General features: G+C 69.2%; 11 protein-coding genes. 8 read left to right on the plus strand and 3 right to left on the minus strand.

The annotated features are described in order from the left end of the window. Window positions 1–43 precede the first annotated feature (43 nt). Window positions 44–490, minus strand: coding sequence for a MarR family winged helix-turn-helix transcriptional regulator (locus ACZ67Q_RS06585; protein WP_471177236.1), 447 nt, complete (start codon window positions 488–490; stop codon window positions 44–46). Window positions 491–654: 164 nt separating this feature from the next. On the opposite strand from ACZ67Q_RS06585, the gene ACZ67Q_RS06590 reads away from it, so the two are divergent. Together ACZ67Q_RS06590 and ACZ67Q_RS06595 are read left to right on the plus strand one after the other, a co-directional pair. Continuing rightward, window positions 655–2,151 (plus strand): MFS transporter, encoded by a 1,497-nt coding sequence (locus ACZ67Q_RS06590; protein ID WP_471177238.1) that lies wholly within the window; start codon window positions 655–657, stop codon window positions 2,149–2,151. A 29-nt stretch (window positions 2,152–2,180) separates the two neighbouring features. Further along, window positions 2,181–2,978: a maleylpyruvate isomerase family mycothiol-dependent enzyme gene (locus tag ACZ67Q_RS06595; RefSeq protein ID WP_471177241.1), complete on the plus strand. Its 798-nt coding sequence runs from the start codon at window positions 2,181–2,183 to the stop codon at window positions 2,976–2,978. A 125-nt stretch (window positions 2,979–3,103) separates the two neighbouring features. On the opposite strand, the gene ACZ67Q_RS06600 is transcribed toward ACZ67Q_RS06595, so the two are convergent. After that, window positions 3,104–4,024, minus strand: coding sequence for an NAD-dependent epimerase/dehydratase family protein (locus ACZ67Q_RS06600; RefSeq protein WP_471177243.1), 921 nt, complete (start codon window positions 4,022–4,024; stop codon window positions 3,104–3,106). Window positions 4,025–4,302: 278 nt separating this feature from the next. Next, a complete protein-coding gene (locus tag ACZ67Q_RS06605; protein ID WP_471177245.1) occupies window positions 4,303–5,574 on the minus strand; it encodes a hypothetical protein in 1,272 nt (423 codons plus the stop codon). Between the two features lie 1,181 nt (window positions 5,575–6,755). On the opposite strand from ACZ67Q_RS06605, the gene ACZ67Q_RS06610 reads away from it, so the two are divergent. The 6 genes from ACZ67Q_RS06610 (at window position 6,756) to ACZ67Q_RS06635 (ending at window position 20,792) form a co-directional block, all read left to right on the plus strand. After that, window positions 6,756–12,941, plus strand: a complete 6,186-nt coding sequence (locus ACZ67Q_RS06610; protein WP_471177750.1) for a DNRLRE domain-containing protein — start codon at window positions 6,756–6,758, stop codon at window positions 12,939–12,941. A 29-nt stretch (window positions 12,942–12,970) separates the two neighbouring features. Beyond that, window positions 12,971–13,426 (plus strand): hypothetical protein, encoded by a 456-nt coding sequence (locus ACZ67Q_RS06615; RefSeq protein WP_471177247.1) that lies wholly within the window; start codon window positions 12,971–12,973, stop codon window positions 13,424–13,426. A 275-nt stretch (window positions 13,427–13,701) separates the two neighbouring features. Further along, a complete protein-coding gene (locus ACZ67Q_RS06620; RefSeq protein WP_471177250.1) occupies window positions 13,702–15,513 on the plus strand; it encodes a serine/threonine-protein kinase in 1,812 nt (603 codons plus the stop codon). 308 nt (window positions 15,514–15,821) lie between these two features. Next, on the plus strand, window positions 15,822–17,213 hold the full coding sequence (locus ACZ67Q_RS06625) for a lectin (RefSeq protein WP_471177252.1): 1,392 nt from the start codon (window positions 15,822–15,824) through the stop codon (window positions 17,211–17,213). 104 nt (window positions 17,214–17,317) lie between these two features. Next, a complete protein-coding gene (locus tag ACZ67Q_RS06630) occupies window positions 17,318–19,474 on the plus strand; it encodes an RICIN domain-containing protein (protein ID WP_471177254.1) in 2,157 nt (718 codons plus the stop codon). Between the two features lie 25 nt (window positions 19,475–19,499). After that, the gene (locus tag ACZ67Q_RS06635; RefSeq protein ID WP_471177257.1) at window positions 19,500–20,792 is read left to right on the plus strand and encodes a ThuA domain-containing protein; all 1,293 of its coding nucleotides are present in this window, start codon (window positions 19,500–19,502) and stop codon (window positions 20,790–20,792) included. Window positions 20,793–20,863: the final 71 nt, after the last annotated feature.

The following is a 20,863-nucleotide window of genomic DNA, read 5'->3' on the forward strand; positions in this document are numbered from 1 at the left end:
TCCGCGGAAGGGGCGCGCGGGAAATCCGGTCCCGTCGGCGACCTCAGGGTCGGGCGGCGGGGGCGGGCTGCCTGGTGAAGACGCGCTCCAGCAGGGTGCCCAGGGTGTGCTGCTCCTGTTCGTCCAGTCTGTCCAGACCTGCGAGCGTGTGGTGCATGTTGCCGCGGATCACGTCGATGACCCGCTCGCCTTCCGCCGTGAGGACGACGTTCTTGACGCGCCGATCGGAGGCGCTCGGTTCCCGGCGCACCAGGCCACGCTTCTCCAGCCGGTCGACGATCCCGGTCATGTTGGAGGCGTCGCAGGTCAGCGTGGTGGCCAACGTGCTCATCGAGGCCGGCCCCCGGCGCAGCACATTGAGTGTCTTGCCCTGGCTGGCCGTGAGGTTCTCGTCGGCGGCGGCCACCGTGAAGTCGCCGTAGTAGGCGGCCAGTGACACCGAGAGCAGCTCCATGAGCCGGGCGGAGTCGACGCGGGGGAGTGCTGTCATGTGCGTCACCCTACGCCGGGAAACTTGACGATCTCAAATATTGCTGGCTACGGTCATCGCAATTGCTTGAAGTTCTCAAGCTTCCATGTTCTCAAGTTTCACTGCTCCGGCTTCGGCGTGCCCTGCGTTTGCCAGGGCCGAGGTCTCACCAAGGAAGAGATTCCGTGTCACAAGCACCGCGCACGGCGGGCCCGAGGCGCGCACCGGACAGCGTGCTGATCCTCACTCTGGGACTCGCCGCGATGGTCGTCTCGATGATGCAGACGTTGGTCGTCCCGATCCTGGGCATCATCCAGAACGATCTCCAGGCCACCACGGCGAACGTCAGCTGGGTGACCACCGCCACGCTTCTGTCGGCCGCGGTCTTCACCCCGCTGCTCGGCCGCTTCGGCGACCAGCACGGCAAGAAGAGCACCCTGATCGGGGTTCTGGTCGTGATGGTCGCCGGCTCGGTGCTGGCCGCCACGACCACCTCGCTGACCTGGCTGATCGTCGGCCGGGTCATGCAGGGAGCGGCGACCGCGATCTTTCCGCTCGCCCTCTCCGTCCTGCGCGAGGAGATCGAGCCGGTGAAGCTGCCCGGTGCCATGGCCCTGGTCAGTGGCACCCTCGCGTTCGGCAGCGGGCTCGCCCTGGTCGGCGCGGGACTGCTGACGCGGGGTACCGACCCCGACTACCACCGGGTCTTCTGGCTCGCGGTGGCGCTCGCGCTGGTGGCACTGGCAGGCGTCTGGTTCGCAGTGCCCGCTTCCCGGGCGGCAACGGGAGGGCGGACGGACTGGCTGGGCGCGGTCACCCTGGGAGCGCTGCTCGTGCTGCTGCTCCTGCCGGTCTCGCAGGGGCACGAGTGGGGATGGACGTCCGGCCGTACCCTCGGCTCCTTCGCCGGGGCGATCGTGATGGCAGCCGTGTGGGTCATGACCGAGAGCCGGGTCAAGGAACCCATGGTGGACATGAAGATGTTCACCCACCGGCCCGTTCTGTTCACCAACCTGGCCGGTCTGCTGCTGGGTTTCGCGATGTTCGCCCAGTTCATCGGCGTCTCCTACCTCGTCCAGGTGCCCGAGGACCTCGCGGGCTACGGCTTCGGCGCCTCCGTGCTCGGAGCGTCCGTCGTGTACCTGCTTCCGACCACCCTCGTCTCGCTCGTGGGCTCACAGTTCGGCGGTGTGCTGGTGCGCCGGCTCGGCGCGCGCGTCACCCTGGCCGCCGGGGCCTGCTTCGGCCTGGTCGGATTCACGTGGCTGACCGTGGCGCACGAAACGTCTGCCTCGGTGATCGGCGCGGGCATGGTCATCGGTCTCGCGATCAGCTTCGGTTACGCCGCCATGCCCGCCCTCATCGTGGCGAGCGTTCCCGCCCATCAGTCCGGCATCGCCAACGGCATCAACTCCATCTCCCGCTCGGTCGGCAGCGCCGTCGCCAGCGCGGTGATCACTACGCTGCTCGCGTCGAAGACCATCCCGGTGCCGGACGGCGTGCCCGCACTGCCGCAGGAGAGCCAGTTCACGATCGGCTTCGCGATCGCCGGCGTGGCCTTCGGCCTGGTGGTCGCCGTTTCGCTCGTCGGCATCAAGTCGGCGCACGCACCGCGCACGCCCGTCCTGAGGAAGGCCACCGAAAGCCCTGCCCCGGCCGTCCTCGACCAGCCGACCGGCTGACCCGCACCTTCCCGGAAAGGCAGCTCACGATGAACATGTCCGAAGACACCCACCACGCTTCCTCCGTCCCGCAGGTCGATCATCGCGCGGCGGTCGCGGCGGAGACCGCACGGTTCGTCGCCACGATCAGCGACGCCGACCTGGCCGCCCCTGTGCCCAGCTGCCCCGGCTGGACACTGGCCGACCTGGTCAAGCACACGGGCAGCGTGCAGCGTTGGTTCTCGGTCCTGCTGCGGTCGCGTGTCCAGGAGACCCCGCGCACGCGAGAGGTGGACCTGCGGCTCCCGGAGCGGGAGGACGGATACCCCGACTGGCTGGCCGAGAGCGCGACCGTGGCCGCCGAGGCCTTCGCCGCCACGGACCCGGACCTGCCGATGTGGGCCTGGGGCGTCGACCAGCACGCCCGCTTCTGGGCCCGCCGCATGCTCTTCGAGACGCTGCTGCACCGGGCCGACGCCGAGCTCGCCCTCGGCCTCCGGCCCGCGATCGACCGTTCCCTCGCCGTCGACGGGATCGACGAGTTCCTCGTCAACCTGCCGTTCGCCACGTCCTTCGCCCCCAAGGTGGCCGACCTGCGCGGCCCCGACAGGACCATCCGCTTCCGCACGACCGACGGCGACGACGCCTGGCTCGTTCGCCTGCGCCCCGACGGCTTCGGCCTGGACGCGGCCGGCGCAGCCACGGAGACCGCTGACGCGACCGTCCGGGGAACCGCGGCCGACCTGCTCCTGCTCGTCTACGGCCGCCTGCCTCACCGTGCGCAGCCCCTTGCTCACGAGGGGGACGAGGACCTGCTGACCCACTGGTTCGCCAACTCCGCCTTCTGAACGGCAGGCGCGCCGCCCTGGAGCCCCGGCGCCGCATTCGGGGCCGGAGAGATCCAGGGCGCGCAGAGGGCGAACCACCGCTGGCAGAGCTGCAGGCCATGGTTCCGCGGTGGCACATCGGACGTCTACGCCAGTTCCTCGCGGAAGCCTTGACGCCATGACGGGTACCGCGGTTCCCAGCCCAACTCCCGCCTCGCTTTGGTGTTGGAGAAGCCGCGCCCCTCGGTCATCATGCCCACCACCATCTCGCCGGCCAGCAGCCGGGCCAGCCAGGCCGGGAGGCGCCGCGGCGGCTTGGCCTTGGCGCACTTGGCGAGATAGGGGAGCCACTCGCTGACCGGCGCGGGTTCGTCGTCGACGATGTTGAACACGCCCCGCGCTCGCTGCTCCACCGCCAGGACGGTGGCGCTCGCCGCGTCGTCGATGTGCACCCACGAGGTGTAGCCGGTGCCGCCCCCGACGATCGGGAACATCCGCTTGCGCACCATCATGACCTGGTCGTCGTTGGCGCCGGGGCCGTAGAAGCCGCCGTAGCGCAGGGCGGCGCCACCTGCTCTGACGACTGCGGCCTCCAGGTGGCTGATCGCCTTCGTCCCCTCCACGACCTGCAGCGGATCGTCCTCGGTCTTGACCCATCCGCCCTCGCGGATCCCGTTGAAGCTGGCGTGACTCTGCGCGACAACATGGGCGACGCCGGCCGCTTCGGCGGCGGCCAGCAGATGGTCGATCCCCTCGGTGCGGAGCCGGTTGGTGAGCGCGAAGAAGCGGTCGGCGTTCCTCATGTCGGGTTTGCCGGCGTGGGCCTCGGACAGGCCCGTCATCTGGTTCACGATCGCGTCCGGTCGGGCCGAGGCCACCGCCTCGCCGACCGCCGCCGCGTCCAGCCCGTCCATCACGACACCTTCGGCGCCGAGCCGCGTGAGCAGGTCCAGCTTGGCCCTACTCGTCGTCGTGGCCGTCACCTGGTGGCCCCGGGCCACCAGCTGCGGCACGAGCCGCCGCCCCAGAACCCCGCTCCCGCCTGCCACGAACACGCGCATGACCATCACCTTCCCGATCCCGAAGTCTGTCTTCGGGACCTTGGACGAGACAGCCCGGCCGCCTGTGACATCCCGGTGACCGCAGCAGCGGGGCGTACGGCGCTGGGACGGCCTGGTCGGGAGCCTGGCCGGCGGCGAGGCAGGCCGGGCACACGACCAGGGCGTGCGGCCCGTACCGCCCTGTGAATCCCTGGTTTGCGGCGCAGCGACCCCGCGCCCCGGGGGATCGCGACCGGCCGGGTGTCCGCATGGGACACCGTGGCCGGTCGTGTGCGCTCAGCCGCTTACAGCTGTGGCTGCGGCATCCGTTGCCAGCTGAAGGGTCCGTAGGTCGTGCCGGTGACGGGGTGGTTGGCGTTGGGGTCTGCGGTCAGTTTCAGCCATTCAAAGGGGGTGGTGCTGCCGTGCACCACGATCCGGTGGAAGTTCGAGACGTTGTAGTACGGGTGCTCGTTCCACGCGTTGTTACCCGGGTCGTGGGTGCACACGCCGGCGCCGGTGGCCGGGTCCGTCTCGCCGGTGCACGTCGCCGTCGGCGACAGCGGGTTGTCCGAGCGGTAGAGGTGCGAGTCACCGTTGAGCATCAGCACCGGGCGGCCGAACTCGGTCGTCTTCGCCGCGACCTCGCTGATGATCGGCTCGTAGTTCGTCAGGTGGTCCTTGGTCTTGCCGTCGAGGTCCCACATGTCGGCCTGTGCCGTGATCACCACCGCCTTGGCATGCCTGGCCTGCGCGTCGGCGAAGGCGGCGTCGAGCCAGCGGACGTCGGCCGCTGTCCGGTTGGTCCGCTCGTCGATCTGTGCCTGACCCGCGGTCGGCACCTTGTACCAGGGGTCGGTGTCGTTGTTCGAGCCGCCCGGCACGTTGATGGTCACGAAGACGATGTCGTTCTGCGCCCACATCACGTTCTCGACGTACTGCGCGTCGCCCGGGTGGCTCGGGTCGTAGGCGGTGGCCTGGGACACCACGTTCAGTGTCCCGCTGCCGAGGGTGTGCCCGGGCTGCGCGAAGAAGTCCTGCCGGACTTCGGCGAGGTTGTCGAGCGGGTTGCCGCAGTGGTAGCTGACGCAGTCCGCTGTGTTGGTCGACAGGCCGTTCGTGCCGATGTAGTTGATCGCAGCGGAGGCCGAGTCGTAGAAGCCGCCGCCCTGAGCAGGTGAAGTGAGGCTCGAGGCCTTGTGGCAGTCGGCCCACTCGTTGTCGCCCGGCGTGTAGACGAGCGGCTTGGTGAAGGTCTGCCACACGGACGCAATCGAGGCGTCGTAGTCCTCGGTGCAGAACTCCTTGCCCGAGTGGATGTCACCCACGTGGAGGACATCACTGACGGCCGGGTCGCTGTTGATGGTGCCGATGAACGCCGGGGTCTTCTGGAACTGCGAGGTGTCGGCCGTCTGGCCCGCAGGCACGTACGCCGACCTGCCGTACGGCGAGTCGCCGAAGACCGCGAGCGTCAGTGGACTGTCGGCAGCCGACGCCGTGGCCACCGACCCCACGGAAAAGGCAAGACCGACGGCGACGAGCGTGACAAGCCCGCGCTTCAGCGTGCGTCTCAACATGCGTCCCTCTTTCAGATCCGGTTGAGGGGGGCGCCCCAGTGAACTGGATCCTCAGGAAGCGCGACATGGCATCAACGGCAGCCTGGAGATGACAAGTAAGCGAAATTCCGGCCACGCCCGCAGGCCGGCCGGATCGCTCTCTGCGTGGCTCGGTCGCCGCGGCGTCTGCCGGCGCGCTTCGGAAATCCTGTCCTCGCGCAAGAAGCCAGAGAAGGTGCAGTCAACACGCCAGTGTGCGCGGTATCCGACCTGGCCGCGTCGACGCGACGCTCCGGTCGTGTGGCGCTTCGCGGCCTACCGAGAGGGCGGTTGCTCGTCGCGGCTCTCCGAGGTGAAGGCGTCGCGGCGAGCGAGGGTCACCGACAGAGGCAGCCCCAGCCGCTCGGCTGCGCGTTGCCGGACACGTACTTGAGCTCGGGTCCGGGGCCGGAAAGAGGGGAGCCGCGTGCAGCCGCAGCCAGGGCGGTGATCGTAGGTCAGCCCCTCCGCGAGCACGGTCGCAACGACGGACCATGCCTTCGCGTCGCGTCGCCGGGGCGCGGCGAAGTCGTAGCCGGCGAAGACGAGCTGTTCACGACAGCCGGGACAGATGCGCTTCCGGATCGGCCACGCGCTGCCTTTGAAAGAGAGCCGGCACGCGACGCACACGTAGTGCCGGAAGGCGCCGTTGAACGTGTGGTAACACATGGTCCGACAGGGTACGTATCGTCCGCGGGCGGGCCCAACCGAATACCTGGTGCCCGATCTGGCCGGTCGGCTGCTCGGTCAGTGTCGCTGTACCACACGAGGGGTGCGGACGCGCGGACTCCGAGCGCTGCCCGTGCGCCCACCCTGTGCGGTGATCCCCAACGCGCACGCTGCGCCTGCGGCACCGGAGGCATTGGTCGTCACGACCTCTCCGCCGACCAACCGCTCAGAATTGCCGCGAGCCCCCCGCGGAACAGTAAAGCTTCAGTCAAGGCGCGAGCGGCGATGTGCGACAGCGCACCGGTTAGCGCGTCTGTGCGCCTTTTCTGTAGCGCTGATTTGTCGTGTCCACTGCATATGCTCCCTGTCCGGCCCATCACAGGGCCTTCACAAGGAGGTTGATCGTGCGTCAGCACCTTCCCCCGTCGTCCCATGGGCGGCGGGGGCTTTTGCGGAGAGTGGCCGCGCCCATAGCCGGTTCACTGGCTCTCGTCCTGTCCGTCTCGATCCTCGACGGAAGCGACGCGGCCTTCGCTGCGCCCCGGTCCCAGCCGACGGTCAAGGCGGAAAAGCGCTGGGCGACTCAGGCGGCCGACCTGCCGTCGGCGCGGGTGGCGGCCCGGTTGTCGGGCAAGCGGGTCGAGGCACTGTCGGAGCGTACGGAGACGTCGACGACGTGGGTGAACCCCAACGGGTCGTTGACCACTGAGCTCGCGGCCGGCCCGGTGCGCTTCAAGCGCGACGGCAAATGGGTCGACGTGAACCTGGACCTGGCGGCCCGTGCCGACGGTTCGGTCGTGCCGGCGGCTCACCCGCAGGGTCTGGTGCTGGGCGGCAAGGGCGGCTCCAAGCCCGTGTCGCTCCAAGCGGCAGGCAAGAGCACGCCGCGCACCCTGGTCACCCTCGGCCAGGGCCAGGAGCAGGTGGAGCTGCAGTGGAAGGGCGGTCTGCCCGCCCCGGTGCTGGATGGCCCGAAGGCCACGTACCGTGACGCCGTCCCTGGTGCCGACGTGGTCGTGGAGGCCACGCGTACCGGCTTCGAGCAGTACGTCACCATCAAGCAGCGCCCCGCTGCCGAGGGTTACGCATACACCATGCCGCTGAAGGCCAAGGGCCTGAAGGCCAGGCAGCAGGCCGACGGCAGTGTGGTGTTCACCGACGCCAGGACCGGCAAGCAGCGTGCGGTGATGCCAGCGCCGGTGATGTGGGACGCGAGCGTCGACAAGGTCTCGGGTGAGCACACCCACCGGGCCAAGGTGGGCTTGAAGGTCGTCCAGCACGGCTCGAACGTCGACCTGGTCTTCACCCCGGACGCCGGTTTCCTGGCCGATCCGAAGACGACCTTCCCGGTGACCGTGGACCCGTCGACGGCCGCGCTGTCGAATGTCTTCGACACGTATGTGCAGCAGGGTGAGACGGTCGACTGGTCGGCCGACACGGAGCTGGACCTGGGTAACCCGGGCACGAAGAACGCCGACGGTACGCCGCGCACGGCGCGTTCGTTCGTCACCTGGAACACCGCGCCGTTCGCGGACGCGCTGGTGTCGAAGGCGACGCTGTCGCTGTGGAACTTCCACTCGGGCAACACCGACTGCAGGGCGTATCCGTGGGAGGTGTGGGACACCTCCAAGCCCACCACGTCCTCGCGCTGGACGTCTCAGCCGACGTGGAACCAGAAGTTCGCCACGTCGACGGCGACCACCGGCAACCCGGGCTGCTCGGCGCAGCCGGACGGCTGGATCACCGCCGACGTCACCAACCTGGCCCAGACCTGGGCGTCGGCGAAGAACGCCACCTCGAACATGGGCCTGCGGGCGTCGGACGAGTCGACGAGCCTGCCGTGGAAGCGGGTGAACTCCGCGAACGCGGCGTCCAATCCGCCCAAGCTGGTCGTCACTTACAACTACCGGCCTCGCACGGGCACGGATCAGCAGGCCGGCCCGCCGTTCTTCAAGGACTCCAGCGGCACCTGGTACGTCAACACCCTGACCCCGACGTTGCGGGACACCTTCGCGGACCCGAACAACGACAAGGTGCAGGGCTTCTTCCAGATCGCCGACAATGCGACCGGCACTCAGGTCGGCTCGAACCTGTCCTCGGCGTTCGTCCCCGCGGGACAGCCCGCCTCGGTGACGGTCCCGACCGGCCTGCTCGCGAACGGCAAGACGTACAAGTTCCGCACCACGCCGTATGACGGCACCAGCTACAACCTCGGCTGGTCGTCGTATGCCGTTTTCACCGTCGACACCACCGCACCGTCCGCGCCGACCTCGGTGACCTCCACCGACTACCCTGGCGACCAGTGGGTCAAGGGTGCAGGCCAGGCGGGCAACTTCACCGTCGCCCCGCCGGCCGGTGACCAGAACGGCATCGAGTGGTCCCTGGACGGTTCCACCTGGACCAAGGTCGCCACCGGCGGCACCACGACCCCGGTCACCTTCTCCGTCACCCCGGCCAAGGCGGGGACGAACACCCTGCAGGTGCGGGCGACGGACAAGGCGGAGAACAAGTCCGAGCCGGTCAATTACACCTTCCACGTCGGCCCGGGCGGCGTCACCTCTCCCGACGACGGTACCCGCACTGCCGCTCGCGTCCCGCTGACCGCGGAGGCCGACGGCTCCAGGTACGACCACGTCACGTTCTCCTGGCGCCGCGGCGACGCCGACACCTGGACGCCCATTCCGGCCGGTGACGTCACCAACGCCGGTCAGCCGATCACCTCGTGGCCGCTGGCCCTGACCGGCGGCAAGAGCCCCGACCTGACCTGGAACGCGACCTCCACGGTCAGCCCCGACGGAACCGTGCAGCTGAGGGCGGACTTCACCGGGCCCAGCAGCGCGGCCACCTCCTCCGACCCGATCACCGTCGTGGTCGACCGCACCGCCGACGGCGCGGCGTCCGAGGACGTCGGTCCCGGCTCGGTGAACATGCTCACCGGTGACTACACCCTCTCCGACACCGACGCGTCGTTCTTCGGCATGGCAGTGACCCGCACCGCATCCTCCCGCACCCCGCAGGCCGGGGCCGTACAGGAGGGGCAGGCGGCGATCTTCGGCAAGGAGTGGCTGTCCGGCACCACGGCCGAGGACGTCGACTCCGACTACACGCAGGTCGTGAAGACCTCGGCGACTTCCCTGAACGTGGTCACCGTGGACGGTGACACGATCAAGTTCACCGCCAACGCGGCGAAGACGGGCTGGGTGCCCGAGCCCGGCTCGGAGGACCTCACACTCAAGGGTTCCTTCGCCTCCGGCGATTTCACCCTGTCCGACACCGACGGCACGGTGACCACCTTCTCCAAGGTGAACTCCTCGGCGACCACGTGGACGGTGACCAGTTCCCTGGCCGACGGCCTGGCCAACTCCACCACCAAGGTGGTCAGCGAGGCGGTCACGGTCGGCGGCAAGACCCTGGCCCGTCCCAAGCGGATCATCGCCGCGACCACCGCCACCACGATCGCCGCATGTGAGGCCGACCCGTCGGTCAAGGGCTGCCGGGTGCTGGAGTTCGTCTACCCGACGACCACCACCGCCACCGCGACGGCGTTCGGTGATGTGGCGGGCCAGGTCTCGCAGATCAAGCTGTGGTCGACCGCTCCCGGTGCCTCCGCCGCCACCGCCGTCGCCGTGGCCCAGTACGCCTACGACGACGCCGGCCGGCTGCGCGAACAGTGGGACCCGCGCATCAGCCCCGCGCTGAAGAGCGCCTACGCGTACGACAGTGCCGGACGCGTCACCACGCTGACCCCTGCCGGTCAGCTGCCGTGGACCTTCACCTACGGTCAGGCGGGCTCCAACCCGGCGGCCGGTGCCGGCATGCTGCTCACGGCGTCCCGTCCCACGCTCGCCCCGGGCAGCGCGAGCCAGACCAACGGCACCGCCACCACCACCGTCGTCTACGGTGTTCCGCTGACCGGCGCCGCGGCCCCGGAGAACCTCGGCGCGAGCGCGGTGGCCGGCTGGGGGCAGAAGGACCTGCCCACCGACGCCACCGCCGTCTTCCCCACCGACCAGGTACCCGCCTCCAGCAACGGTACGGACCTCGCCGCCGGCTCCTACAGCCGTGCCGGCATCCACTACCTGAACGCCTCCGGCCAGGAAGTCGACGAGGCGACCCCCGGCCACCACATCTCGGTGACCGAGCACGACCGGTTCGGCAACACGGTCCGCACCCTGACCGCCGGCAACCGTGAACTCGCCCTGGGCGCCACCCCGGCGCAGCAGGACCAGCTCACCGATCTGGGCATCAACGCGCTGTCCTCCGCGGAGCGCGCCCAGTTGCTCTCCAGTACCTCCGTGTACAGCGCGGACGGCACCCGCCAACTGGAGACCTACGCACCCCTGCGTCAGGTCACCCTGGCGTCCGCTCTCACCAACGGCACCACGACCGTGGCCGCGACCGGCAGCCAGCTGATGGCCCGCCAGCGCACGGTCAAGGAGTACGACACCGGCCGGCCGACCGACGGCACCGCCACCGTCAGGAACCAGGTCACCAAGCAGATCACCGACGCCCAGGTGCGCTCCTGGCCGGACCTCTCGGCCGACGCGCGGGTGACCACCACCGTCTACGACTGGGTCAAGGGCCTGCCCACCTCCACCACCCAGGACCCGGGCGGCCTGGCGATCACCACCACCACCGGCTACGACGACCAGGGCCGGGTGATCAAGAGCAGCCAGCCCGCCTCCGGCGGGACGGACGCCGGCACGACGGTCACCACCTACTACACCGGTGACGGAACCGGCGCCTGTGGCGGGCGACCGGAGTGGGCGGACGCGGTCTGCCAGACCGGTCCGGCCGCGGCCATCACCGGCGGCGGCTCCAACCCGGCCACGCTGCCCACCAAGACCACCCAGTACGACCGGTGGGGCAACCCCACCACCGTCACGGAAACGTCGGGCAGCACCACCCGCACCACCACCACGGCCTACGACAACGCGGGCCGGCCGACCACCGTCACCATCACCGGGGGCCTCGGAGCGGCCGTCCCCGCGGTGACCACCAGCTACGACAGCGCGACCGGCCAGGTGGTCAAGCAGACCTCCACCGCCGGCGGCACCATCACCAAGGCGTACGACCAGCTCGGCCGCCTCATCTCCTACGCGGACGCGGACGGCGGGGTCACCAGCACGCAGTACGACGCGCTGGACCGGCCCGTCAAGGTCACCGACAGCGTGCCGTCGACCACCACCTACACCTACGACACCACCGTCGACCCGCGCGGTCTGACCACGTCGATGACCGACTCGGTCGCCGGTACCTTCACCGCCCGCTACGACGCCGACGGCGATCTGAACAAGCAGACGCTGCCCGGTGGTTACACCATGGCCGAGGAGCAGGATCCGGCCGGAACCGCCACCAGCCGCACCTACACCCGTGACAGCGACGGCACCGTCCTGCTGTCCGACAGCATCACCACCACCGCACAGGGGCAGTGGGCGACCCACGCCGGCACCCCCGGTGTCGCCGCGTCCCAGTCCTACGCCTACGACAAGGCCGGACGTCTGACCCAGGTGCAGGACAGCACCCCGGACGCGGTCTGCACCACCCGTACCTACTCCTTCGACAAGAACACCAACCGCACGAACCTTGCCACCGCCGTCGCCGGTGTGGGCCTGGACTGCACCACCAGTGGAGCGACCACCACCAGCTACAGCTACGACAGCGCCGACCGGCTGGTGAACAGCGGCTACACCTACGACGCCTTCGGCCGCACGACCGCCCTGCCCGGCTCGACCATCGGGTACTACACCAACGATCTCGTCCAGCAGCAGACCGCCGGCAACCAGCGCCAGACCTGGACTCTGGACTCGGCCCTGCGCCGCCGCGGGTTCACCACCGAGAGCAACACCTCCGGCACCTGGACCCAGACCGCTTCCAGGCTCAGCCACTACGATTCCGACAGCGACAACCCCCGCTGGATCGTCGAGGACACCGCCACCGGAGCGCTGACCCGCAGCGTCGACGGCCTTGACGGCAACCTCGCCGCCACCACGACAAAAACGGGCGACAGCGTCCTCAGCCTCACCGACCTGCACGGCGACAGCGCCCTGCAACTGCCCGCCGACACCAGCGTCGCGCCGACGGTCCTCGACTACGACGAGTACGGAAACCCGCGCACCGGCCAGCCCGCAACGCGCTACGGCTGGCTCGGCGGCAAGCAGCGCTCCAGCGAGACACTCACCGGCCTCACCCTCATGGGCGTGCGTCTCTACAACCCCACCACCGGACGCTTCCTGTCGACCGACCCGGTTCCCGGAGGCAGCGCCAACGCCTACGAGTACTGCGGCGCTGACCCGGTCAACCAGTTCGACCTCGACGGCAGGTGGTGGCGCCCGTGGCGTTCCCACCGGCTGCGACGCTGGTCGGCCAACGCCCTGGGCTGGGGTCTTTCCCACGTCGGTAGCAGATACCTCGGATACCACTGCTCCTACCGCTATGGTCTGCGTGTGTGCAGCGGCGGCGTGGGCCTTCACGCACGAGGAGGGACAACGATCGGGAACACCTACTTCACGTACAACAAGACTGACTACTGGCGAATCCGCCACGAGAAGATCCACGTGAGGCAGTGGCGTCGCTACGGGCTCGGATTCGTCATTCGCTACATACGCGCCGGCAGCAACCCTTGTCGGAACCGCTTCGAGCGACAAGCCAACCTTGTCTGGGGTGGATACCCTTGCTGATGCGGCGCTCGACACCTCTCACACTCGCTGTGATCGGTCTCATCAGCGCCGGCTGCGGCCTTGCGCCGTCCGACCCCGAAACTCCTGTGTTCGGTGCACGGATCGATGGGGAGACGATCACCGTCAAGATCCCGCTGTGCCCTGCCGAAGAGGTTCGGCGCGTCGAGGTCTATGACCCCGAGAATGATCAGGCGGCGACTCCGCAGATCCTGTGGTGGGCGTCCGAGCCGACAACCATGTCCGCTCGGAAAGGAACCGTTCACCTTTGGTCGGGCGAGGGGTTTCGAAGGCACTCTGCGCAACCGCAAAAGGTACCTCGCAGCCTCGACATCGCCTTCAAGTCACGCTCCGAGTCGTTCAGCGGCGACGTTGTGAATCTGGACGAGCTGAAAAAAACGGACCTCAAGGCTGACCAGTTCTGGACGAGCGCCGGTCCGCAGACGATTGCTCAGATAGACGCACAACGCGACTGCCCCTCGGGCTGACCAGCCTGAGCGCCGGGGCGGAGCACCCATTCCGCCCCGGCCCCTCGATCACTGGTTGCCCCAGCCCCCTCCAGTTCATGAACCGGAGGGGGCTGGAAGGCCGTGAGAGGGAGCTGACGGCCCACCCGCGGCGGTATCGGCGAGCTCCGCTCCCACGGTGGTGGCACCGGGAGGTGATGCCCCTGGCCGAGCACCGCTCCCAGGTCGCAGGGTGCTCTGGTCACCGTGTGGGCCGGACCGGACAGCTGTCAGCGCGTTCTCGTATGCTCCGGGCCATGAGCGAGCCAGAGCCCGGCAGACGGGTGATCGACGGCAGATTCGAGCTGCACGCACGGCTCGGCAGTGGCGGCATGGGCACGGTGTGGCGGGCACGCGACCTCGTGCTCGATCGGGCGGTCGCCCTGAAGGAGGTGCGCCCATCCGATCCACGGCTGGCCGAGCACGACCCGAAGGCCGCGACGCTGCTGCGCGCCCGCGTGCTGCGCGAGGCCCGCGCTCTCGCGCGTGTTCAGCACCCCAACGTCGTGATCATCCATCATGTCGTGGACGGCGGCGAGCACACCTACCCGTGGCTGGTCATGGAGCTGGTCACCGGAGGCTCGCTCGCCGACCGGCTCGCCCACGGACCGATGGAGCCCCGCGAGGCCGCCCGGCTGGGCTGTGAGGTCTTGGCGGCGCTGCGCGCCGCGCACGCTGCGGGCATCGAGCACCGGGACGTGAAGCCCGCGAACGTCCTGCTGCGGCCCGACGGGCGCCCTGTGCTGACCGACTTCGGCATCGCCGCCATCCGGGATTCGACCACGCTGACTGCCACCGGGTCGGTCATCGGCACGCCCGACTACATGGCCCCGGAGCGGGTCTCCGGTGGCGAGGGCGGTGCGGAAGCTGACATCTGGTCGCTCGCGATGATGCTGTACGTCGCCGTCGAAGGCCACCATCCGCTTCGCAGGGCGACCACGCTGGCGACGCTGGCCGCCGTGCTGACCGAGGAGTTGCCCCCGCCCCGACGAGCGGCTGCACTCGGCCCTCTGCTCACCGCGGTACTTGTGAAGGACCCGGCCAGCCGGCCGGACGCGGACGTCATCGCCGCGATGCTCGCCGAGGCGGCGGACGCCGGCACTCAGCACCCGCGACCTCCCAGGGCAGCGCACGTCAGCGCCCCGACCGTGCCCGCCGACTCCACTGCCGATCATGGCGCCACCTCCTGTCACCTCGGGCCGCCGAACACACCGATGACGCCGGCCACCGGGCCGGTGCCGCCGAACGACGCGGTGCCGTATCCCGCTCCGGCCACACCCGTGCCTGCGTATCCGGCACCGCCGAGTCCGTACCCGGCGTACCCGGCGGGGCCGTTCGCGGGAACGACCGCGGTGGCGGCACCCGGCGGCCACGGCGAGCGTGCGCGGCGGCGGGTGCGCCGCCTCGCCCTCGGGTCCTCGATCGCTGTCACGGCGCTGGTCGGAGTGCTGGTGTGGACGTTCCTCCCCGACGCGGGCGGCCAGGCGAACGCCGGAGGTACGACGTCATCGGGCCAGGGCACGAGCGGCACGCCCGCGCCTGCCGCGAACACCTCCGGGGGTTCCGGCCGGGCCGGGGGAGCGAAGGGCGCCGCGCCTGACACGGCCGCGGGCAGCCTGCTCACCCCGAGCGGCATCCGCAGCGCTCTGGCCGCGATGAAGGCCAGGACAGGCACGGACCAGATGTGCAGTCTCGTCGTCTATCCCGGGTACATCTCCGCGAACGTGATGGCCGGCGGCAGCAAGACCCGGTACGACTCCTGGACGTACCGGCCGGGGGAGGGCGCGCAGAAAGGCATCACCAGCGGTTCGGTCACCTCCATGGAGAGCCCGTTCAGCGTCGACGCCTTCAACTGGGACGCCGTCCCCGCCCTCTTCCGGCAGGCGGACAAGGAACTGAACGTCAAGGACGCCACCTCCCGCTACCTCGTGGTGCGAGGAGCCGACCCGACGTTCGGTGACCCGATGGGTATGTCCGCATACCTCTCGAACAAGTACAGCGAGACCGGCTACCTGACGGCCGACAACAGAGGCAAGGTGACGAAGGTCATGCCTCACGACGGGGGGTGATGCCGCGCCGCTGGGCGGTCGAGGCGTCCGGCTGCTGCCGATGAGCTGCGGCAGCACCCTTCGCAACACGCCTTGAATTAAGTACTGTTGAAGCCCCCGGAGGCCCACCGGGGGCTTTGCTGTGTTCAAGTCCTCGCGGGCGCAGAACCGTTGACGGTCATCTTGGTTTCATCTCTTGACGGCTTTGGCGTAGACCTTTAGGTTCCCGTTCGCCACAGCTTCATGAATGCACCCAGTGTTCATATCCATGAACAAATGAACACTCGTAACCCCCCTCGACGGCCTCCCATGAAGGGCTGTGAACCCCCATGTCCCCCCTGCCCAGACCTGTCCTCGCCCGTCAGAACGCTCTGCGGGCCGTGCTCGTCACCGCGCTGCTCACGGGATCGGCGAGCGCGCTCGCCGCGACCCCCGCCGCCGCGGCCACCGGCGCCATCACCGGGCTCGGCGGCAAGTGCCTCGACGTGGCGGGAGCCAAATCCGCCAACGGCACGGCCGTCCAGCTCTACGACTGCAACGGCACCGCCGCCCAGCAGTGGACCCTCGCCACCGACGGCACGATCCGCGCCCTCGGCAAGTGCCTCGACGTCACCGGCAATTCGAGCACCGACGGAGCCAGACTCCAGATATGGGACTGCGCCGGCAGTGCCAACCAGAAGTGGACCGTCACCGCCGCCCGTGACCTCGTCGGCCAGCAGTCCGGCAAGTGCGCCGACGTCACCGGCAACGCCTCCGTGAACGGCACCCCGATCCAGATCTGGAGCTGCGCGGGCGCCGCCAACCAGAAATGGACCGCGCCGGCCGGCGGCGGCACGCCCCCCGCCGCGCCGATGGCCGTAGCCCCCTACCTCTACCACGGCTGGGGCAGCCCGCCCGACCCGGTCACCATCATGAACGCCACCGGCGTCAAGTGGTTCACCCTCGCCTTCGTCCTCAGCAACGGCACCTGCACCCCACAGTGGGACGGCGGCCGTCCGCTCACCGGCGGCGTCGACCAGCAGACCGTCAACATCATCCGGGCGAACGGCGGCGACGTCATCCCCTCGTTCGGCGGCTACAGCGGCAACAAACTGGAGAGCTCCTGCACCAGCGCCGCCGCGCTCGCCGGCGCGTACCAGAAGGTCATCGACGCCTACGGGCTCAAGGCCATCGACATCGACCTGGAGGCCGACGCGTACAGCAACGGGACCGTGCAACAGCGCACGGTCGACGCGCTCAAGACGGTCAAGGCCGACAACCCGGGCCTCAAGGTGTACGTCACCATCGGCACCGGCCAGTCCGGGCCCGACACCAGTCTGATCGACCGGGCCGCGAACTCCGGCCTCACGGTGGACAGCTGGACGATCATGCCGTTCGACTTCGGCGGCGCGGGCCAGAACATGGGGACGCTGACGATCAAGGCGGCCGAGGGCCTCAAGAACGCCCTCAAGAGCGCCTACGGCTACAGCGACGACCAGGCGTACCGGGGCATGGGCATCTCGTCCATGAACGGGATCACCGACGTCAACGAGACCGTCACCACAGCCGACTTCCAGACCATCCTGGGCTACGCGCAGCAGCACCACCTCGCGCGCCTGACGTTCTGGTCGGCCAACCGCGACCGGCCCTGCTCCGGCGCCTACCCGAACGACGACACCTGCTCGGGTGTGTCCCAGGGCGCCTGGCAGTTCACCGGCATCTTCGCCAAGTACACCGGCTGACGGCCCTGACGGCCCACCCCCCACAGGAGACCACCGTGTTCAGATCCCCACCCGGATCCGCGCTCAGACACCGGATACCGAGAGCCCTCACCGCGGTCGCGCTCATGGCGACGACCGCGACAGGCGTCGGGTTCGCCGGGCAGACGCGGGCGAGCGCGCAGCCCGCCACGGCCGCCGCGATCCCGACCGGCTACACGACCGTGATCAACAAGGGCAGCGGCAAGTGCGTCGACGCCCGTGCGGCCGCGAGCGCCAACGGCACCGCCGTCCAGCAGTACGGCTGCAACGGCAGCACCGCCCAGAAGTGGCAGCTGGTGGCCACCAGCGGCGGCTACTACCGCATCAACAGCAACCTCGATGCCACAAAGGCGTGGGACGTCACCGACGTCTCCACCGCCGACTCCGCGCCCGTCCAGCTGTGGTCGTACTCCAGCGGCGCAAACCAGCAGTGGCTCCCCGTCGCCGAGGCCGACGGCTCGTACCACTTCGTCAACCGCAACAGCGGCAAGTGCCTGGACGTGCCCGCCGCCTCCACCGCGGACAGCGTGCAGCTCGCGCAGTACACCTGCAACGGCACCGCCGCACAGTCCTTCACGCTCGGCGGCGGCACGACGAACCCGCCCGGAACCCCGGACTTCGGCCCCAACGTCACGGTCTTCGACCCGTCGATGTCCGCATCCAGCATCCAGTACAAGCTGGATGCGGTCTTCGCACAGCAGCAGACCAACCAGTTCGGCTCGGCCCGCCATGCCCTGCTGTTCAAGCCCGGAACCTACAGCGCCGACGCCAACGTCGGCTTCTACACCCAGGTCGCCGGCCTCGGCCTCTCTCCGGACGACGTCACCATCAACGGCGCGGTGCACGCCGAGGCCGACTGGTTCCAGGGCAACGCCACGCAGAACTTCTGGCGCGCGGCCGAGAACCTGTCGGTCAACCCGACCGGCGGCACCGACCGCTGGGCTGTCTCGCAGGCCGCCCCGTACCGGCGCATGCACGTGCGCGGCAACCTCGCGCTCGACGACGGCGGCTGGTCCAGCGGCGGCTTCATCTCCGACACCAAGGTCGACGGGCAGATCCGCTCCGGCTCACAGCAGCAGTTCCTCACCCGCAACTCCCAGATGGGCAGCTGGTCGGGCGCGAACTGGAACATGGTCTTCGTCGGCGACCAGGGCGCACCCGCCCAGTCCTTCCCCACGTACACCAATGTCGCGAGCACCCCGACGATCCGCGAGAAGCCGTTCCTCTACGTGGACGGCGCGGGTGCCTACAAGGTGTTCGTGCCGGCGCTGCGGACCGAGGCCACCGGCACCACGTGGAGCGGAAGGACGCCGGCGGGCACGTCACTCCCGCTCGACCAGTTCTTCATCGTCAAGCCCGGCGCCACCGCCGCCGACATGAACGCGGCCCTCGCGTCCGGCAAGAACCTCCTGGTCACCCCGGGCGTCTACCACCTCGACCAGACGCTGAACATCACGCGTCCCGACACGGTCGTCCTCGGCATGGGCCTCGCCACCCTCGTACCGGACGGCGGGATCACCGCCATCGGCACCGGCGACGTCGACGGCATCCAGCTGGCCGGCCTGCTCATCGACGCGGGCACCACCAACTCCCGGACGCTGGTGCGGATCGGCCCGAACGGAGCGTCCACGAACCACGCGGCCGACCCGATCCAGCTCTCGGACTTCTTCGTCCGGATCGGCGGCGCCACCATCGGCAAGGCCACCAACTCCCTGGTCGTCAACAGCGCGAACACGATCATCGACCACACCTGGATCTGGCGTGCCGACCACGGCAACGGCGGCACCGTCGGCTGGACCACCAACACCGCCGACACCGGCCTCGTCGTCAACGGTGCCGACGTGACCGCCTACGGCCTCTTCGTCGAGCACTTCCAAAAGACGCAGGTGCTGTGGAACGGCAACGGCGGCCGAACGTACTTCTTCCAGAACGAGATGCCCTACGACCCGCCCGACCAGCTCGCCTGGATGAACGGCAGCAACAAGGGCTACCCCGCCTACAAGGTCGCCGACTCCGTCGCCAGCCACGAGGCGTGGGGACTCGGCAGCTACTGCTACTTCAGCACCAACCCGGCAGTCGTCGCCGATCGTGCCTTCGAGGTGCCGAACACCTCCGCGGTCAGGTTCCACGACATGGTCACCGTCTCACTGGGCGGCACCGGCACCATCAGCCACGTCATCAACAACGCGGCAGGACCCTCCAACTCCAGCAGCAACGTCGCCTACCTCACCGACTACCCGTAGCCCGAGCGAAGGGACCGACCGGCAGATGCATCCGACGCACGCCAACAGATCCGGATCCGCCCGCGCCACCCTGCGGATCCTCCTCCTGCTCGCGGCCTTCATCGGGGTCGCGGCACCGCCCGCCGCACACGCCGGCACCGCGGCGACTCCCTTCACCGTGCTCGGCCTCTACAGCGGCACATGGGACGCGGCACACATCGACTTCGAGAAGGAGGCCAACGACTGGCTGCCCAAGCAAGCGGCCGCGAACGGCTTCACCTACACCGCCAGCAACGACTGGAACCTCCTCGCCAACGGTGGCGTCAACGCCTACCAGGTCGTCCTGTTCCTCGACGACCTGCCGCAGACCGCCGCCCAGCGCGCCGGATTCGAGCAGTACATGCGCGGCGGCGGCGCCTGGCTGGGCTTCCACGTCTCCGCCTTCACCACGGACGCCGCGAGCTGGTCCTGGTACCACAACCAGTTCCTGGGCAGCGGCAACTTCAGGTCCAACACCTGGGGCCCGACGTCCGCGACCCTCAAGGTCGAGGACCGAACGCACCCCTCCACCGTGAACCTGCCCGCCACGTTCACGTCGTCGGTCAGCGAGTGGTACAGCTGGTCCAACGACCTGCGGCAGAACCCTGACATCAAGATCCTCGCCTCGGTCGACCCCAGCAGCTTCCCGCTGGGCACCGACCCCGGCCAGTCCTGGTACAGCGGCTACTACCCGATCCTGTGGACCAACACGAAGTACAAGATGCTGTACGCGAACTTCGGCCACAACGCGATGAACTACGACACGAACACCCGCACGTCGTCGACGTTCGCCAGCGCGACGCAGAACCGTTTCCTGCTGGACGGGCTCAAATGGCTCGGTGGCGCAGGCGCCACCACCCCACCGGACGACACACTCTCCGAGACGTCCTGGTACTCCCTGAAGAACGTCGGCAACGGCACCTGCGTCGACGCCCGCGCCGCCGCCACCGGAACAGCGATCCAGCAGTACACCTGCAACGGCACTCAGGCCCAACAGTTCCGGCTCGCCGCGACCGACAGCGGACACCGACGCATCGGCGTGCGCCCCGATCCGCAACAGGTCATCGACGTGACCGACGCATCGAGCGCCGACAACGCGCGGCTGCAGCTGTGGGCGTACGGAGGCGGCCAGAACCAGCAGTGGCTCCCCGTGAAGGAAGCCGCCGGACGCTACCACTTCACGGCCCGCCACAGCGGCAAGTGCCTGACTGCGGCGACCGCCGCCACGAACAGTGCGCAACTCACCCAGCGCACCTGCGACGGCTCGGCCGCACAGAGCTTCACGGTGACCGCCGCCTGACCCGCGGCCGTCAAGCCTTCATGTGCGGGGTGCCTGATCAGGCGCCCCGCACATGAAGGCTTGACGGCTGT

The organism is Streptomyces sp. NPDC036813 (genome assembly GCF_055609245.1).

Coding starts and splice junctions, on each gene's coding strand:
- ACZ67Q_RS06620 (WP_471177250.1), top strand. CDS start 13,702: ATGAGCGAGCCAGAGCCCGGCAGACGGGTGATCGACGGCAGATTCGAG.
- ACZ67Q_RS06630 (WP_471177254.1), top strand. CDS start 17,318: ATGGCGACGACCGCGACAGGCGTCGGGTTCGCCGGGCAGACGCGGGCG.
- ACZ67Q_RS06625 (WP_471177252.1), top strand. CDS start 15,822: ATGTCCCCCCTGCCCAGACCTGTCCTCGCCCGTCAGAACGCTCTGCGG.
- ACZ67Q_RS06585 (WP_471177236.1), bottom strand. CDS start 490: ATGACAGCACTCCCCCGCGTCGACTCCGCCCGGCTCATGGAGCTGCTC.
- ACZ67Q_RS06605 (WP_471177245.1), bottom strand. CDS start 5,574: ATGTTGAGACGCACGCTGAAGCGCGGGCTTGTCACGCTCGTCGCCGTC.
- ACZ67Q_RS06595 (WP_471177241.1), top strand. CDS start 2,181: ATGAACATGTCCGAAGACACCCACCACGCTTCCTCCGTCCCGCAGGTC.
- ACZ67Q_RS06600 (WP_471177243.1), bottom strand. CDS start 4,024: ATGGTCATGCGCGTGTTCGTGGCAGGCGGGAGCGGGGTTCTGGGGCGG.
- ACZ67Q_RS06635 (WP_471177257.1), top strand. CDS start 19,500: ATGCATCCGACGCACGCCAACAGATCCGGATCCGCCCGCGCCACCCTG.